The sequence below is a fragment of the Enterobacter sp. E1 genome, assembly GCF_016809815.1.
Classification (GTDB): Bacteria; Pseudomonadota; Gammaproteobacteria; order Enterobacterales; family Enterobacteriaceae; genus Enterobacter; species Enterobacter adelaidei.
This window is the reverse complement of record NZ_JAFBJM010000002.1, coordinates 536782-554250: the sequence shown is the minus strand read 5'-3', so window position 1 is coordinate 554250 and position 17469 is coordinate 536782. Positions and strand designations below refer to the sequence as shown.

The window sequence follows — 17469 nt, the reverse complement described above, 5'->3', positions numbered from 1 at the left end:
TAAGGAGAATTCAATCATGGCATACAGCGAAAAAGTTATTGATCATTACGAGAACCCGCGCAACGTTGGCTCTTTTGACAACAGCGACGAAAGCGTTGGTAGCGGTATGGTTGGCGCGCCAGCATGTGGCGACGTGATGAAGTTGCAGATTAAAGTCAACAATGAAGGTATCATTGAAGACGCGCGCTTCAAGACCTACGGCTGCGGTTCTGCTATTGCCTCCAGCTCCCTGGTCACTGAATGGGTGAAGGGTAAGTCTCTGGACGAAGCACAGGCAATTAAGAACACGGATATTGCTGAAGAACTCGAACTGCCACCAGTGAAAATTCACTGTTCTATCTTGGCAGAAGACGCGATCAAAGCCGCCATTGCGGATTACAAAAGCAAACGTGAAGCAAAATAATTGAGGTTTGAGTATGTCGATTACCCTTAGCGACAGCGCTGCCGCGCGAGTAAGCTCTTTTCTGGCGAACCGTGGTAAAGGCTTTGGCCTGCGACTGGGCGTACGTACCTCCGGCTGTTCTGGTATGGCTTACGTACTGGAGTTTGTTGATGAACCGGCGTCCGATGACACCGTGTTTGAAGACAAGGGCGTGAAGGTGGTGGTCGATGGTAAAAGCCTGCAATTCCTCAACGGCACTCAGCTGGACTTTGTAAAAGAAGGCCTGAACGAAGGGTTCAAATTCACGAACCCGAACGTCAAAGACGAGTGTGGTTGCGGCGAAAGCTTCCACGTTTAACCGCGCGTCATCCGAAACCCCACCGTGGCGTTACTCGCTACGCGTGGGGTTTGTTCTAACAGGCTACCCCTGAGATTGTTATGGATTACTTCACTCTCTTCGGACTACCCGCTCAATATCCGATTGATCTCCAGGCGTTGACGATCCGTTTTCAGGATTTGCAGCGGCAGTACCATCCGGACAAATTTGCCAGTGGTACTCAGTCAGAGCAATTGGCTGCGGTATCGCACTCTGCGACCATCAACCAGGCCTGGCAGACGCTGCGCCATCCGCTAACGCGTGCAGAGTATCTGCTCTCGCTCCACGGTTTCGATCTGGCAAGCGAACAGCATACCGTGCGCGACACGGCGTTTTTGATGGAACAGCTGGAGCTGCGTGAAGAGCTGGATGAGATTGAACAGGCCAAAGACGAAGCGCGTCTGGAAAGCTTCATTAAGCGCGTGAAGGGCATGTTCGATACCCGCCATCAGCAGATGGTGGAGCAACTGAACAACGAGACCTGGGACGTGGCGGCAGATACTGTGCGCAAACTCCGTTTTCTCGATAAACTGCGAAGCAGTGCTGAACAACTCGAAGAAAAGCTGCTCGATTTTTAATTTCGGAAGCAATTATGGCCTTATTACAAATTAGTGAGCCTGGCTTAAGTGCCGCACCGCACCAGCGTCGTCTGGCGGTGGGTATCGATCTGGGCACCACCAATTCTCTCGTGGCGACCGTGCGTAGCGGCCAGGCGGAAACGCTGGCTGACGAGCAGGGCCGCCATCTGCTGCCTTCCGTGGTCCACTACCAGCAGCAGGGTCACGTGGTTGGCTATGACGCCCGCGCCAATGCCGCGCGCGATCCGGCCAATACTATCAGCTCTGTAAAGCGCATGATGGGCCGCTCGCTGGCCGATATTCAGACCCGTTACCCGCATCTGCCGTATCAGCTCCAGGCCAGTGAAAACGGCCTGCCGATGATCGCGACTGCGGCCGGTCTGCTGAACCCGATCCGTGTTTCTGCTGATATCCTGAAAGCGCTGGCGGCGCGCGCTACGGCGACGCTCGGCGGCGATTTAGACGGCGTAGTGATCACCGTACCGGCCTACTTTGACGATGCACAGCGTCAGGGCACCAAAGACGCCGCGCGTCTGGCGGGCCTGCATGTGCTGCGCCTGCTGAACGAACCGACGGCAGCGGCAATTGCCTACGGCCTCGACTCCGGTCAGGAAGGGGTGATTGCGGTTTACGATCTCGGTGGCGGTACCTTTGATATCTCGATCCTGCGCTTAAGCCGTGGCGTGTTCGAAGTGCTGGCAACCGGCGGGGATTCCGCACTGGGCGGCGATGACTTCGACCATCTGCTGGCCGATTTTATTCGCGAGCAGGCAGGCATCAGCGATCGCAGCGATGCTCGCGTACAGCGTGAACTGCTGGATGCGGCCATCGAGGCAAAAATTGCGCTGAGTGATGCACAGTCAGTCACCGTGAATGTCGCAGGCTGGCAGCGTGACATCTCCCGCGACCAGTTCAGCGATCTGATTGCCCCGCTGGTGAAACGTACCCTGCTGGCCTGTCGCCGTGCACTGAAAGATGCGGGCGTTGAGGCTGAAGAGGTGCTGGAAGTGGTCATGGTGGGAGGTTCAACCCGTGTGCCGCTGGTGCGCGAGCGCGTGGGCGAGTTCTTTGGCCGCACGCCGCTGACCTCCATCGACCCGGACAAAGTGGTTGCCGTGGGCGCCGCTATCCAGGCCGATATTCTGGTTGGCAACAAGCCGGACAGCGAAATGCTGCTGCTGGACGTCATCCCTCTGTCGCTGGGTTTAGAAACCATGGGCGGCCTGGTGGAGAAAGTGATCCCGCGTAACACCACCATTCCGGTGGCGCGCGCGCAGGAGTTCACCACCTTTAAAGATGGTCAGACCGCGATGTCCATCCACGTGATGCAGGGCGAACGCGAGCTGGTGCAGGACTGCCGCTCTCTGGCACGCTTTGCGCTGCGTGGTATCCCGGCGCTGCCTGCGGGCGGGGCGCATATTCGCGTCACCTTCCAGGTGGATGCGGACGGCCTGCTGAGCGTCACGGCGATGGAAAAATCCACCGGTGTTGAATCATCTATTCAGGTGAAACCATCCTATGGTCTGACCGATGGCGAAATCGCCTCCATGATTCAGGATTCAATGAGTTACGCTGAGCAGGATGTGAAGGCGCGTATGCTGGCTGAACAAAAAGTTGAAGCCGCACGCGTGCTGGAAAGCCTGAACGGCGCGCTCGCTGCCGATGCCGCGCTGTTAAGCGCCGCTGAGCGCCAGGTCATTGACGACGCTGCCGCACACTTAAGTGCCGTAGCGCAAGGCGATGACGCTGATGCAATAGAAGAAGCCATTAAAAACGTTGATAAACAAACACAGGACTTTGCTGCTCGCCGCATGGACAAATCTGTCCGCGTCGCGCTGAAAGGCCAGTCCGTGGACGAGGTTTAATATGCCAAAGATTGTTATTTTGCCTCATGCGGACCTCTGTCCGGATGGTGCTGTTCTGGAAGCGAAGACCGGTGAAACCATTCTCGATGTTGCCCTGCGTAACGGTATCGAAGTGGAACACGCCTGTGAAAAATCCTGTGCCTGCACTACCTGCCACTGCGTCGTGCGTGAAGGTTTCGACTCTCTCGCCGAGAGCACCGAAGACGAAGACGACATGCTGGATAAAGCATGGGGTCTGGAGCCAGACAGCCGCTTAAGCTGCCAGGCGCTGGTGACCGATGAAGATCTGGTCGTGGAATTCCCACGCTACACCATCAACCACGCACGCGAGCATTAATATGGGACTGAAGTGGACAGACAGCCGTGAAATCGGCGAAGCGCTCTACGATGCGAACCCGGATCTCGATCCGAAGACCGTACGATTCACCGACATGCACCAGTGGATCTGCGATTTAGAGGATTTTGACGACGATCCAAACGCATCCAATGAAAAAATTCTGGAGGCGATTCTGTTAGTCTGGTTAGATGAAGCAGAATAAATCACCTTACGGGCTGCCTTCAGGCGGCCCGTTTGCTAATAAGGATAAATAAAATGACCGAAGCGATGAAGATTACGCTCTCCACACAGCCTGCAGACGCACGCTGGGGAGAAAAAGCCACGTACAGCATCAACAACGACGGTATTACCCTGCACCTGACGGGCAAAGATGATTTGGGCCTGATCCAGCGCGCGGCGCGCAAAGTGGATGGTCTGGGCATTAAGCATGTCACCCTCGACGGCGAAGGCTGGGACACCGACCGCAGCTGGGCGTTCTGGGCGGGCTACAAAGGGCCGAAAGGCACCCGCAAAATTGAGTGGGCGAACCTTGATGCCGCGGGGCAGAAAGAGCTGGAAAGCCGTCTGACCATTATCGACTGGGTGCGCGACACCATCAATGCCCCGGCAGAAGAGCTGGGCCCGGAACAGCTGGCACAACGTGCTGTTGACCTGCTGTGTGGTGTGGCGGGCGACAAAATGTCTTACCGCATCACCAAAGGTGAAGATCTGCGCGAGCAGAACTACATGGGCATCCATACTGTAGGACGTGGTTCTGAGCGTCCTCCTGTGCTGCTGGCTCTGGATTACAACCCAACTGGCGATAAAGAAGCGCCAGTCTTTGCTTGCCTGGTCGGGAAAGGCATCACTTTCGATAGCGGTGGCTACAGCCTGAAACAGAGCGCGTTCATGGATTCCATGAAGTCCGATATGGGCGGCGCGGCCACCATTACCGGCGCGCTGGCGTTTGCTATCACCCGTGGTCTGAACAAGCGTGTGAAGCTCTACCTGTGCTGTGCTGACAACATGGTGAGCGGCAATGCCTTCAAGCTGGGCGATATTATTCGCTACCGCAACGGCAAAAACGTTGAAGTGATGAACACCGACGCCGAAGGCCGTCTGGTGCTGGCCGATGGCCTGATCGACGCCTCTGCCCAAAAACCAGAACTGATCATCGACATGGCAACCCTGACCGGCGCGGCAAAAACCGCGCTGGGTAACGACTACCATGCGCTGTTCAGCTTCGACGACAAACTGGCCGCGCGCCTGCTGGCAAGTGCTGCCGCTGAGAACGAGCCGTTCTGGCGTCTGCCGCTGGCCGAGTTCCACCGTAACCAGTTGCCGTCCAACTTTGCTGAACTGAACAACACCGCAAGCGCGGCGTACCCGGCGGGTGCGAGCACCGCAGCCGGTTTCCTGTCTCACTTTGTTGAGAACTACCAGGAAGGTTGGCTGCACATCGACTGCTCTGCAACGTACCGTAAAGCGGCGGTTGAGCAGTGGTCTGCGGGCGCAACGGGTCTGGGTGTGCGTACCGTGGCGAACCTGCTGACGGCTGAGTAATTGTTATGTCCGAAACCAAAAACGAATTAGAAACCCTGCTGGAGCAGGCGGCAACCGAGCCTGCCCATCGTCCGGCATTTTTCCGCACGCTGCTGGAATCCACCGTCTGGGTGCCGGGTACCGCCGCGGAAGGTGAGCAGGTCGTAGAAGACAGCGCGCTGGATCTGCTGCACTGGGAGAAAGACGACGGCACTTCGGTGATCCCGTTCTTCACCTCGCTGGAAGCGTTGCAGGAAGCGGTTGAAGACGAACAGGCGTTCGTGGTGATGCCGGTACGTACCCTGTTTGAAATGACGCTCGGCCAGACGCTGTTCCTCAACGCGAAGCTGCCGACCGGAAAAGAGTTCACCCCGCGTGAAATCAGCCATCTGATTGGCGAAGAGGGTAACCCGCTCAGCACGCAAGAGGTGCTGGAAGGGGGCGAAACGCTGCTGTTGTCTGAAGTGGCGGAACCGCCTGCGCAGATGATCGATTCGCTGACCACGTTGTTCAAAACCCTGAAACCGGTAAGACGCGCGTTCCTCTGTTCAATTAAAGAGCATGCAGACGAACAGCCGGTGTTGCTGATCGGTATTGAAGCTGATGGTGATATCGACGAGATCATTCAGGCGGCGGGCAGCGTGGCCACCGATACGCTGCCGGGTGATGAGCCGATTGATATTTGCCAGGTGAAGAACGGAGAGAAGGGCATCAGCCACTTTATTACTGAGCATATCACCCCGTTCTATGAGCGTCGCTGGGGCGGTTTCCTGCGCGATCTCAAAACCACGCGGATCATATAAACTTTTCGGGGTGAATATTCACCCCGTGAGTTTATCTGGTGGGTTCAACCGGCAGATCGTCTCGGGCTCCCCATTCGCTCCAGGCGCCGTCATAGAGCGTCACGTCGTTTACACCGAGCGTGGCGAGCGCCAGGATCACCACGCAAGCCGTTACGCCGGAGCCGCAGCTGGCAATAATCGGACGGTGTAAATCCACACCCTGACTCTCAAAAATAGCGCGAAGTTCGTCTGTGGTTTTCAGTTCGCCTTCAAATACCAGATCGCCCCACGGTACATTCAGTGCGCCCGGGATGTGACCGCGCTTCAGCCCTGGACGCGGCTCATCCGCTTCGGCATTGAAACGCGGAGCTGGGCGGGCATCGACGATTTGTGCCGTTTTTTCATGGCTAACCACCAGTACATCGGTCAGGCGTTTCACCACGTGTGGGGCAAACGTCGCATCGAAATCGCCTTCCGCCAGCGTGACTTCACCCTGTTGCAGCGGCAGTTCATCGCGCTTCCAGCCAGCCAGACCACCTGCCAGAATCGAGACCTTTTCGACGCCGAAGTTTTTCAGCATCCACCACGCGCGCGGCGCGGAGAAGAGGTTGCCCTCATCGTAGACAACCAGATGCTTGTCCTGGTTGATGCCCAGCTCGCGCATCGCCACAGAAAAGGCTTCCGCACGTGGCAGCATGTGTGGCAGGGGAGTGGTGTGATCGGAGAGGGCTTCAATATCAAAATATACCGCACCAGGCAGGTGGCCTGCGCGGTATTCCGCGACCATATCGCGGAGATGTTCCTGCCCGGCTGGGGCCATTCGCGCATCGATAATCTGGACTTCCGGGTCGTCGCTGTGCTCAATGAGCCAGTCGGCGGCGACAAAATATGAGGTAGTCATGGGGTGCCTCCATTCTTTTCCGTAAAAAAGAATTGTCGGTGTTTTTTCTGACGTCGACAAGCAAACTGCGTTCAAGTCGCGAGCCACCCCTTAATTTTACGGATTCTCAAATTGGACTTTTTGAATTAGTGAAACTTGCGGATAATACTTATCCGGACGACGACCAACAGGCTCCATGGGCCAGGGACAAAGGATGAAACCGTTTCGCTTAGCCGCGCTCTCTCTCGCGCTGCTCACCACGTTTACGCTTGTCGGCTGTGATAACAGCGACGATAAATCTCAGGCTGCGGCTCCCGCAGCATCCACCTCATCGGCATCGAAAGCAGTGGAAAAACCCGATGCTGAAAAGCTGGCCAAACTTGCGGCACAGAGTCAGGGTAAAGCGCTAACCCTGCTGGATGCCTCTGAAGTGCAGCTCGATGGCGCATCAACACTGGTGCTGACCTTCTCTGTCCCGCTGAATCCCGATCAGGATTTCGCGAAAACAGTGCATGTTGTGGATAAGAAAAGTGGCAAGGTTGACGGGGCGTGGGAACTTGCGCCGAACCTGAAAGAGCTGCGTCTGCGCCATCTGGAGCCCAATCGCAATCTGGTCGTTACCGTTGAACGTGGCCTGCAGGCGCTGAACAAAGCGACATTTGGTATTGATTATGAAAAAGCCCTGACCACCCGGGATGTTGAACCGACGGTCGGTTTCGCCAGCCGGGGCTCACTGCTGCCGGGCAAGGTGGTGGAAGGTCTGCCGGTGATGGCGCTCAACGTCAACAATGTGGACGTGAATTTCTACCGCGTGAAGCCGGAATCGTTGGCCTCGTTTGTCAGTCAGTGGGAATACCGTAATTCGCTGACAAACTGGGAATCCGACAATCTGCTGAAGATGGCGGATCTGGTTTACACCGGACGTTTTGACCTCAACCCGGCGCGCAACACGCGTGAAAAATTGCTGTTGCCCCTGAAGGATATTAAGCCGCTTCAGCAGTCTGGGGTCTATATCGCGGTGATGAACCAGGCGGGGCACTATAACTACAGCAACGCTGCGACTCTCTTTACCTTAAGCGACATTGGGCTGTCCGCTCACCGTTACCATAACCGCCTGGATATCTTTACCCAGAGTCTGGAAAACGGTGCGGCGCAGTCTGGTGTGACCGTCACCCTGTTGAACGATAAAGGGCAGACGCTTGCCGAAGCGAACAGCGATGGCGATGGTCATGCAAAGCTTGAGACCGACAAAGAGGCCGCGCTGATCCTTGCCAGTAAAGACGGGCAAACTACGCTGCTTGACCTTAAGCTACCGGCCCTCGATCTGGCTGAGTTTGATATTGCAGGTGCGCCGGGCTACAGCAAGCAGTTCTTTATGTTTGGCCCGCGCGATCTCTACCGCCCTGGCGAAACGGTGATCCTTAACGGTTTGCTTCGTGACAGTGACGGTAAACCACTACCCGATCAGCCCGTGAAACTTGACGTGCTGCGTCCGGATGGGCAGGTAGCGCGCACGATTGTCGTCCAGCCAGAGAACGGCCTCTATCGCTTTAACTATCCGCTGGACAGCGGGGCGCAGACCGGCATGTGGCATGTCCGCGCCAACACGGGGGATAACCTGCAGCGTCTGTGGGATTTCCACGTCGAAGATTTTATGCCAGAGCGTATGGCGCTGAATCTGACTGGACAAAAAACGCCGGTTTCACCGCAGGACAACGTCGACTTTAACGTGGTGGGATATTACCTGTACGGTGCGCCGGCCAACGGTAATTCCCTGCAGGGCCAGCTTTTCCTGCGTCCACTGCGTGAGGCCGTTGCTGCGCTGCCGGGCTTCCAGTTTGGTGATATCACCGAGGAGAACCTGAGCCGCAGTCTGGATGAAGTTCAGTTGACTCTCGATGATAAGGGGCGTGGGCAGGTTTCCACCGAAAGCCAGTGGAAAGAGGTGCACTCTCCTCTGCAATTGATTCTGCAGGCCAGCCTGCTGGAGTCGGGTGGTCGTCCGGTAACGCGTCGTGCTGAGCAGGCTATCTGGCCCGCGGCTGAGCTGCCAGGTATCCGCCCCCAGTTCGCCAGCAAAGCCGTTTATGACTACCGTACCGATACGACAGTCAACCAGCCAATTGTTGATGAAAATGGCAACGCCAGCTTTGACATTGTCTATGCCGATGCCAGCGGGGCGAAAAAGGCTGTTTCCGGGTTACAGGTTCGCCTGATCCGCGAGCGCCGGGACTACTACTGGAACTGGTCAGAAAGCGAAGGCTGGCAGTCACAGTTTGATCAAAAAGATCTGATCGAAGGCGAGCAGGAGCTTAGCCTCAAGGCGGATGAAACCGGCAAAGTTACCTTCCCGGTGGAGTGGGGCTCTTATCGTCTTGAAGTTAAAGCACCTGACGAGATGGTTAGCAGCGTGCGCTTCTGGGCAGGGTATAGCTGGCAGGATAACAGCGACGGCACAGGGGCTGCGCGTCCTGACCGCGTGACGTTGAAACTGGATAAACCGTCTTATCAGCCAGGGGATACGATTCAACTGCATATTGCTGCGCCGGCGGCAGGCAAAGGCTATGCGATGATCGAATCCAGCGAAGGTCCGCTGTGGTGGAAAGAGATCGACGTACCGGCAAACGGGCTTGATCTCTCTATTCCGGTGGATAAGGCCTGGAAACGCCACGATCTCTATCTCAGCACGCTGGTGGTACGCCCTGGGGACAAATCCAAATCCGCTACGCCAAAACGTGCGGTGGGTCTGCTGCACCTGCCGATGGGCGACGAAAATCGCCGTCTGAACATTGCCCTGGACAACCCGCAGAAGATGCGTCCGAACCAGACGCTCTCTGTGAAGGTGAAAGCCAGCGTGAAAGAGGGCGCGGCTCCGCAGAAAGTGAACGTGTTGCTTTCGGCGGTGGACAGCGGGGTGCTGAACATTACCGATTACGTCACGCCGGATCCGTGGCAAGCCTTCTTCGGTCAGAAGCGTTATGGCGCAGATATCTACGATATCTACGGCCAGGTCATTGAAGGTCAGGGCCGTATGGCCGCACTGCGTTTTGGTGGTGACGGAGATGAACTCAAGCGTGGTGGCAAACCGCCGGTGAACCACGTCACCATTATCGCCCAGCAGGCTCAGCCGGTTACGCTTGATGCCAACGGGGAAGGTACCGTTACGCTGCCGATTGGCGATTTCAACGGTGAGCTGCGCCTGATGGCGCAGGCCTGGACGGAAGATGATTTCGGCAGCAGCGAAAGCAAAGTCATTGTCGCCGCGCCGGTCATTACCGAGCTGAATACCCCACGCTTCCTGGCAAGTGGAGACACCTCGCGGCTGACGCTGGATCTCACCAACCTGACTGACAAGCCGCAGACGCTGAACATCGCCCTGACCGCGACCGGTAAACTGTCGCTTGAAGGCGCACAGCCGCAGCCGGTTCAGTTATCTCCTGGCGCACGCAGTACGCTGTTTATTCCCGTACGTGCACTGGACGGTTATGGCGACGGTGAAGTGACCGCGCAGGTTACCGGCCTGCAGCTTCCGGGCGAGACTTTCGCACCGCAGCAGAAGAGCTGGAAAATCGGCGTGCGTCCGGCGTTCCCGGCCCAGACGGTGAATACGGGGGCTATGCTGAACCCTGGTGAGTCCTGGACGGCACCTGCGCAGCATATCAATGGTTTCTCTCCTGCGACCCTGCAGGGGCAACTGTTACTGAGCGGCAAACCGCCGCTCAATCTGGCGCGTTATATTCGCGAGCTGCAGGCTTATCCGTATGGCTGTCTGGAACAAACTGCCAGCGGTCTGTTCCCGTCGCTCTACACCAATGCGGCGCAACTCACTGCACTTGGCATCAAAGGTGATACGGACGACAAACGCCGCGCGGCCATTGATATCGGTATCTCCCGTCTGCTGCAGATGCAGCGTGAGGATGGCGGTTTCGCTCTTTGGGACAAAAATGGCCCGGAAGAGTACTGGCTGACCGCCTACGTTACTGACTTCCTGGTGCGCGCGGGCGAGCAGGGTTACAGCGTACCTGTCGATGCGGTGAATAACGCCAATAGCCGCCTGCTGCGTTATCTGCAGGATCCGGGCATGATGTCCATTCGCTATAGCGACGATACTCAGGCCAGCAAGTTCGCCGTACAGGCTTACGCTGCACTGGTGCTGGCGCGTCAGCAAAAAGCGCCACTGGGTGCGCTGCGTGAGATCTGGGAGCGCCACGGGCAAGCGGCTTCCGGGCTACCGCTGATGCAACTGGGTATGGCACTTAAACTGATGGGTGATGCTCCGCGCAGCCAGCAGGCGCTGGAGCTGGCACTCAAAACACCGCGTAACGACAGTAAAACCTGGATGGCCGATTACGGTAGCGTCCTGCGTGATAACGCACTGATGCTCTCCCTCCTGGAGGAGTACAAGCTGCTGCCGGATTCGCAAAATACGCTGTTGAATGCCTTGTCTGAACAAGCCTTCAGCCAGCGCTGGTTGTCCACTCAGGAGAGTAATGCGCTGTTCCTGGCCGGTCGTTCGCTGCAAACCTTGTCAGGGGCATGGCAGGCGAAAACCTCGTTGTCTGATACCGCTTCAGGTGGGGATAAATCGCTGATCCAAAATGTGAATGGCGATCAGCTTGGCGCACTGCAGGTGACCAATACCGGTACGACACCGCTGTGGGTGCGCCTGGACAGTACGGGTTATCCGGAATACGCGCCTCAGCCAGCCTCTAACGTATTGCAGGTTGAACGCCATATTCTGGCAACCGACGGCAGCACGAAGTCTCTTTCTGAGCTGAGGAGCGGGGAGCTGGTGCTGGTGTGGCTCGAAGTCAAGGCCAGTCAGAACGTGCCTGACGCGCTGGTTGTCGATCTGCTCCCGGCTGGGCTGGAACTGGAAAACCAGAACCTGGCGAGCAGTAGCGCCAGCCTGCAGGATAGCGGTAGCGAAGTGCAGAACTTGCTCAGTCAGATGCAGCAGGCGGATATTCAGCATATGGAGTTCCGTGACGATCGCTTCGTGGCGGCAGTTCCTGTCAATGAAGGACAGCCGGTGACGCTGGTCTACCTGGCCCGTGCGGTCACGCCGGGAACCTACCAGGTGCCGGTTCCGATGGTTGAATCCATGTATGTTCCGCAGTGGCGGGCAACGGGTGCGGCCAGTGGCCCGCTGATTGTTGTTCCGTAATATGCTGATGGCACCTTTGATACGCTCCCGCTGGCTTTGGCTGGCGGGAGCGCTTCTCGTTTTATGGGGGCTGATCTTCGTTGCTGACCGCCTGTGGCCGTTGCCTCTGAAAGAGGTCAACCCTGCGCGGGTCGTGGTGGATGAAAAGGGGACGCCGCTCTGGCGTTTTGCCGATAGCGACGGGATCTGGCGCTACCCGGTGACGATTGAAGAGGTCTCTCCCCGTTATCTTGAGGCCCTGATCCAGTATGAAGATCGCTGGTTCTGGGATCATCCTGGCGTGAACCCTTTCTCTGTTCTTCGTGCGGCCTGGCAGGATCTCTCTTCCGGAAAGGTTGTCTCTGGCGGCAGCACGCTCACCATGCAGGTGGCGCGCCTGCTGGATCCACATCCGCGTACCTTTGGCGGCAAAATTCGTCAACTCTGGCGGGCGATGCAGCTGGAATGGCATCTTTCCAAACGCGAGATCCTCACGCTCTATCTCAACCGCGCCCCGTTTGGCGGCACGTTGCAGGGGGTGGGAGCCGCAAGCTGGACCTATCTCGGCAAACCGCCGTCGCAGCTCAGCTATTCCGATGCGGCGCTGCTGGCGGTGCTTCCTCAGGCTCCGAGTCGTTTACGCCCGGACCGCTGGCCTGAACGGGCCGAAGCGGCGCGCAATAAAGTGCTCGACCGGATGGCGACGCAAGGCGTCTGGTCTGCAAAACAGGTCAAAGAATCCCGTGAAGAAGCGGTATGGCTGGCACCACGACAGATGCCGCAGCTGGCGCCGCTCTTTGCACGGATGATGCTCGGTAAAAGTCGTGACACGAAAATTGTCACCACGCTGGATGCCGGACTGCAACGGCAGCTGGAAGAGCTGGCGATGAACTGGAAATCCCGCCTGCCTGCACGCAGCTCGCTGGCGATGATCGTGGTCGATCATACCGATATGAAAGTGCGCGGCTGGGTGGGATCGGTGGATATCAACGATGACAGTCGTTTCAGCCATGTGGATATGGTCAATGCGATCCGATCCCCGGGATCGGTATTGAAGCCCTTTATCTACGGTATGGCGCTGGACGATGGCCTGATCCATCCCGCGTCGTTGCTTCAGGACGTTCCAAGAAAAACCGGTGATTATCGCCCGGGGAATTTTGACAGTGGGTTCCACGGACCGGTCAGTATGAGTGAAGCGCTGGTGCGCTCCCTCAACCTGCCTGCGGTACAGGTGCTTGAAGCGTATGGGCCAAAACGGTTTGCCGGGATGCTGAGCAATGCAGGCTTGCCGCTTATACTGCCTGCGGGCGCTCAGCCAAACCTTTCTCTGATACTGGGAGGTGCAGGCGCACGACTGGCGGACATCACGGCAGCCTACAGCGCCTTTGCCCGACACGGTAAAGCGGGACGATTGCGTTTACAGCCAGGCGATCCGCTGGTTGAACGTCCGTTATTGTCACAAGGCTCGGCGTGGATTATTCGTCGTATTCTGGCGAATGAGGCGCAGCCGCTACCGGATAACGCGCTACCGCAAATCGCGCCGCTGGCGTGGAAAACAGGGACCAGCTACGGCTACCGCGATGCCTGGGCGATTGGCCTGAATGCCCGTTACGTGATTGGCATCTGGACCGGACGACCAGACGGCACGCCGGTGGCGGGGCAGTTTGGTTTTGCCAGTGCCGTGCCGCTGTTAAATCAGGTGAATAACCTGATTCAGTCGCGCTCAACGGTAGACGAAGCCCGTCTGCCGCGCGATCCGCGTCCGGAAAGCGTAGGGCGGGGCGTGATCTGCTGGCCGGGCGGCCAGTCGCTGCCGGAAGGCAGTGAAAACTGCCGACGTCGTCTTTCGACGTGGTTACTTGAGGGGAGTGAACCACCCACGCTGCTTTTACCGGAACAGGAAGGCATACGCGGCATTCGTTTCCCGGTATGGCTGGATAAAACCGGCAAACGCGTTGCGGCAGACTGCCCTGACGCAACTGAAAAAGTCCTTGATGTCTGGCCGCTGCCGCTGGAGCCGTGGCTGCCTGCAACCGAACGTCGCGCGGTCCGGGTTCCTCCCTCTTCGGCAACGTGTCCGCCGTTGTCACAGGATGCACCTGCTCCGCTCATGTTGACCGGCGTGCGCGAGGGGGCCGTTATCAAACGTCTACCTGGTGAGCCCCGCGTTTCGCTTCCCCTTCAGGTGACCGGCAATAGCGGCGAGCGCTGGTGGTTTTTGAACGGTGAACCGCTGAGTGTGAAAGGGAGAGTTTACACATTACAGCTTGATAAATCGGGCGATTATCAGTTACTCGTTATGGATGAGAGCGGGCAGGTCGCGACGGTGAATTTTACGCTTCAGTGATCAGAAAACAGCTTTCAGATGTGAGCTGTTGCTAAAACTCGTCTTATTTTAAAAAAATGTTACCTGAATCCATAGGCAATGGCGCTATTGCTCATTATAATCCGCGCCACACCATACTCAGGTATGCAAAACAACAGAACATTGACAGAGGTTATCATGGCTATTGAACGTACTTTTTCCATCATCAAACCAAACGCGGTGGCAAAAAACGTTATTGGCAGCATCTTCGCTCGCTTTGAATCAGCAGGTTTTAAGATTGTTGGCACTAAAATGCTGCACCTGACCGTTGAACAGGCTCGCGGTTTCTACGCTGAGCACGAAGGTCGCCCATTCTTTGACGGCCTGGTTGAGTTCATGACCTCTGGTCCGATCGTTGTATCCGTACTGGAAGGCGAAAACGCAGTACAGCGTCACCGTGACCTGCTGGGTGCAACCAACCCGGATAACGCGCTGGCAGGTACCCTGCGCGCTGACTACGCTGACAGCTTCACCGAGAACGGTACTCACGGTTCTGACTCTGTTGAATCTGCTGCCCGCGAAATCGCTTTCTTCTTCGCAGAAGGCGAAGTGTGTCCACGTACCCGTTAATTTAACGGTTTCGTTTACACATTATTTTCGTAAATGCCGCGTCCAGACGTGGCATCCCTGCGTCAGAGTTTGTACAATGCAACGCCCCGGACGAGCAGACTGCTTTCCGGGGCGTTTCTATTCAACCCTCCATGGGCCATAACGTGTAACAACGAGGCCGGAAAATATTATGTCTGAATTAGTGAATACCTCCGAAGTCGCCATGCCTGCGGTTCCAAATAAAAATGGAAAAATCAACCTGCTGGATCTGAACCGTCAGCAGATGCGCGAGTTCTTTAAAGAGATGGGTGAGAAGCCGTTTCGTGCCGATCAGGTGATGAAATGGATGTACCATTACTGCAGCGACAATTTTGATGACATGACTGACATCAACAAGGTCCTGCGTAATAAGCTCAAAGAAGTTGCAGAGATCCGTGCGCCAGAAGTGGTGGAAGAGCAGCGTTCTTCTGACGGCACCATCAAATGGGCGATTGCCGTAGGCGATCAACGCGTTGAAACCGTCTACATCCCGGAAGAAGACCGCGCCACGCTGTGTGTCTCCTCTCAGGTAGGCTGTGCGCTGGAGTGCAAATTCTGCTCTACCGCGCAGCAAGGTTTTAACCGTAACCTGCGTGTCTCTGAAATTATCGGCCAGGTCTGGCGTGCCGCAAAAATTGTGGGCGCAGCAAAAGTGACAGGTACGCGTCCCATTACCAACGTGGTGATGATGGGCATGGGTGAGCCACTGCTGAACCTGACCAACGTCGTTCCGGCGATGGAAATCATGCTGGATGACTTCGGTTTCGGTCTGTCTAAACGTCGCGTGACGTTGTCGACCTCCGGTGTTGTGCCTGCTCTGGACAAGCTCGGCGATATGATTGACGTTGCGCTGGCAATCTCCCTGCACGCACCAAACGATGAAATCCGTGACGAAATTGTGCCGATCAACAAAAAGTACAATATCGAAACCTTCCTCGCTGCCGTGCGTCGTTACCTGGAGAAATCTAACGCGAACCAGGGCCGTGTCACTATCGAGTACGTGATGCTTGACCATGTTAACGACGGTACCGAACATGCACATCAGCTGGCTGAACTGCTGAAAGATACGCCATGCAAAATCAACCTGATTCCATGGAACCCGTTCCCGGGCGCACCTTATGGACGTAGCTCGAACAGCCGTATCGATCGCTTCTCCAAAGTGCTGATGGAGTATGGTTTCACCACCATCGTGCGTAAAACTCGTGGTGATGACATTGATGCCGCATGCGGACAGCTGGCAGGTGATGTCATTGACCGTACCAAACGCACCCTGCGTAAACGCATGCAGGGTGAGACAATTGCGGTCAAAGCTGTTTGATTATTATGCACTCACGGCGCATTATCTGCGCCGTGAAGCATAATCTTACTGAATAATCAGTCAGATTCGTGATGACTGAGTAATAATTACGGTGCGTTTCATTCGACTTTCGGGCAGTATGTAACGACGTAACAACAGTTTAGCCGTACGGGCAGGGCTGTACTGTCATCTCCGGGCAGACAGTCTTATACTGTCTGTTCACGGTTAACTGACCAGAAGTTTCGCGGTGCGGGTGGCATTGTGACTCACCGGCGCCTGAACCCTTATTTTTCACGTACCAGTAGTTGTAGCGAATGAATACTGAAGCCACTCACGACCAACATGAAGCACTCTCCACTGGCGTTCGTCTTCGCAACGCCCGTGAACAACTCGGACTCAGCCAGCAAGCCGTTGCAGAACGCTTGTGCCTGAAGGTTTCCACGGTTCGCGATATTGAAGAAGATAAGGCACCTGCCGATCTGGCTTCAACGTTCTTGCGCGGTTATATCCGCTCTTACGCAAAACTGGTGCACATCCCCGAAAACGAATTACTGCCGATGATGGAGAAGCAGGCACCGGTACGTGCAGCGAAAGTTGCGCCGATGCAGACTTTCTCCCTGGGGAAACGTCGTAAAAAACGTGATGGCTGGCTGATGAGCTTTACCTGGCTGGTCTTGTTTGTGGTGATCGGTCTGACCGGCGCATGGTGGTGGCAAAACCACAAGGCGCAGCAGGAAGAGATCACCACCATGGCCGATCAATCCTCCGCCGAACTGAACCAGGCCGGAAGTGAGAACGGCCAGAGCGTGCCGCTGAATACCGACGGCGCAGCTTCCTCCAGCGAGCCACAGACCGCAGCGCCAGACGCGTCGGCGACCGGTACAGCGCAGACCCCGGTAGCAACGGCGAACACCGCTGCGCCTCTGGCTCAGGATCAAAACGCGGTGGTTTCCCCTTCTCAGGCTAATGTTGATACGGCGGCGAACGCGCCAGCGGCCAGTCAGCCTACGGACAATACCGCAGCCTCTCTGCCAACCAACCCGGCAGGCACTGCCACGGCAGCCGCTGATCCGAATGCGCTGGTGATGAACTTTAACGCCGACTGCTGGCTGGAAGTGACTGACGCAACAGGTAAAAAACTGTTCAGCGGCCTGCAGCGTAAAGATGGCACGTTAAACCTAACCGGCCAGGCTCCTTATAAACTTAAAATCGGCGCTCCGGCAGCGGTACAGATCCAGTATCAAGGAAAACCTGTCGACCTGAGCCGCTTTATCAGAACTAACCAGGTTGCACGTCTTACCGTTAATGCCGAACAATCAGCAGCACAGTAACAGACGGGCAACGCGGGAGAT

Annotated in this window: 14 protein-coding genes; 13 read left to right on the top strand and 1 reads right to left on the bottom strand. The window is 56.5% G+C overall.

Annotated features, from left to right (window positions below):
* The first annotated feature begins 16 nt into the window (after positions 1 to 16).
* The 8 genes from iscU (at position 17) to sseB (ending at position 5862) form a co-directional block, all read left to right on the top strand.
* Positions 17 to 403, top strand: coding sequence for a Fe-S cluster assembly scaffold IscU (gene iscU / locus JGF26_RS08730; RefSeq protein WP_003860661.1), 387 nt, complete (start codon positions 17 to 19; stop codon positions 401 to 403).
* 13 nt (positions 404 to 416) lie between these two features.
* The gene (iscA, locus tag JGF26_RS08725; RefSeq protein ID WP_003860659.1) at positions 417 to 740 is read left to right on the top strand and encodes an iron-sulfur cluster assembly protein IscA; all 324 of its coding nucleotides are present in this window, start codon (positions 417 to 419) and stop codon (positions 738 to 740) included.
* A gap of 80 nt (positions 741 to 820) precedes the next feature.
* Positions 821 to 1336: a co-chaperone HscB gene (hscB, locus tag JGF26_RS08720; protein ID WP_134707660.1), complete on the top strand. Its 516-nt coding sequence runs from the start codon at positions 821 to 823 to the stop codon at positions 1334 to 1336.
* A gap of 14 nt (positions 1337 to 1350) precedes the next feature.
* Entirely contained in the window at positions 1351 to 3201 is a 1851-nt protein-coding gene (gene hscA, locus JGF26_RS08715; RefSeq protein WP_134707661.1) for a Fe-S protein assembly chaperone HscA, read from the top strand.
* A gap of 1 nt (position 3202) precedes the next feature.
* Positions 3203 to 3538: an ISC system 2Fe-2S type ferredoxin gene (gene fdx / locus JGF26_RS08710; protein ID WP_014071345.1), complete on the top strand. Its 336-nt coding sequence runs from the start codon at positions 3203 to 3205 to the stop codon at positions 3536 to 3538.
* A gap of 1 nt (position 3539) precedes the next feature.
* Positions 3540 to 3740, top strand: coding sequence for a Fe-S cluster assembly protein IscX (gene iscX, locus JGF26_RS08705; protein ID WP_003860650.1), 201 nt, complete (start codon positions 3540 to 3542; stop codon positions 3738 to 3740).
* Positions 3741 to 3793: 53 nt separating this feature from the next.
* A complete protein-coding gene (gene pepB / locus JGF26_RS08700) occupies positions 3794 to 5080 on the top strand; it encodes an aminopeptidase PepB (protein ID WP_028016086.1) in 1287 nt (428 codons plus the stop codon).
* Between the two features lie 5 nt (positions 5081 to 5085).
* Positions 5086 to 5862: an enhanced serine sensitivity protein SseB gene (gene sseB / locus JGF26_RS08695; protein ID WP_134707662.1), complete on the top strand. Its 777-nt coding sequence runs from the start codon at positions 5086 to 5088 to the stop codon at positions 5860 to 5862.
* Positions 5863 to 5893: 31 nt separating this feature from the next.
* Here sseB and sseA read toward each other — a convergent pair whose 3' ends face one another.
* Complete coding sequence (gene sseA, locus JGF26_RS08690; protein ID WP_028016088.1) at positions 5894 to 6742, bottom strand: 3-mercaptopyruvate sulfurtransferase; 849 nt, start codon at positions 6740 to 6742, stop codon at positions 5894 to 5896.
* Between the two features lie 193 nt (positions 6743 to 6935).
* Between sseA and JGF26_RS08685 the strand changes: the two genes are divergently transcribed.
* The 5 genes from JGF26_RS08685 to rodZ all read left to right on the top strand — a co-directional run bounded on the left by JGF26_RS08685 (position 6936) and on the right by rodZ (position 17448).
* Entirely contained in the window at positions 6936 to 11888 is a 4953-nt protein-coding gene (locus JGF26_RS08685; protein ID WP_134707663.1) for an alpha-2-macroglobulin, read from the top strand.
* 1 nt (position 11889) lies between these two features.
* Positions 11890 to 14214 carry a peptidoglycan glycosyltransferase PbpC gene (gene pbpC, locus JGF26_RS08680; protein WP_134707817.1) on the top strand — a complete coding sequence of 775 codons (2325 nt, stop codon included), beginning with the start codon at positions 11890 to 11892 and terminating at the stop codon, positions 14212 to 14214.
* A 156-nt stretch (positions 14215 to 14370) separates the two neighbouring features.
* Positions 14371 to 14802: a nucleoside-diphosphate kinase gene (ndk, locus tag JGF26_RS08675; RefSeq protein ID WP_003860625.1), complete on the top strand. Its 432-nt coding sequence runs from the start codon at positions 14371 to 14373 to the stop codon at positions 14800 to 14802.
* 169 nt (positions 14803 to 14971) lie between these two features.
* Complete coding sequence (locus JGF26_RS08670) at positions 14972 to 16138, top strand: bifunctional tRNA (adenosine(37)-C2)-methyltransferase TrmG/ribosomal RNA large subunit methyltransferase RlmN (protein ID WP_134707664.1); 1167 nt, start codon at positions 14972 to 14974, stop codon at positions 16136 to 16138.
* Positions 16139 to 16431: 293 nt separating this feature from the next.
* On the top strand, positions 16432 to 17448 hold the full coding sequence (gene rodZ / locus JGF26_RS08665; RefSeq protein WP_108090903.1) for a cytoskeleton protein RodZ: 1017 nt from the start codon (positions 16432 to 16434) through the stop codon (positions 17446 to 17448).
* Positions 17449 to 17469: the final 21 nt, after the last annotated feature.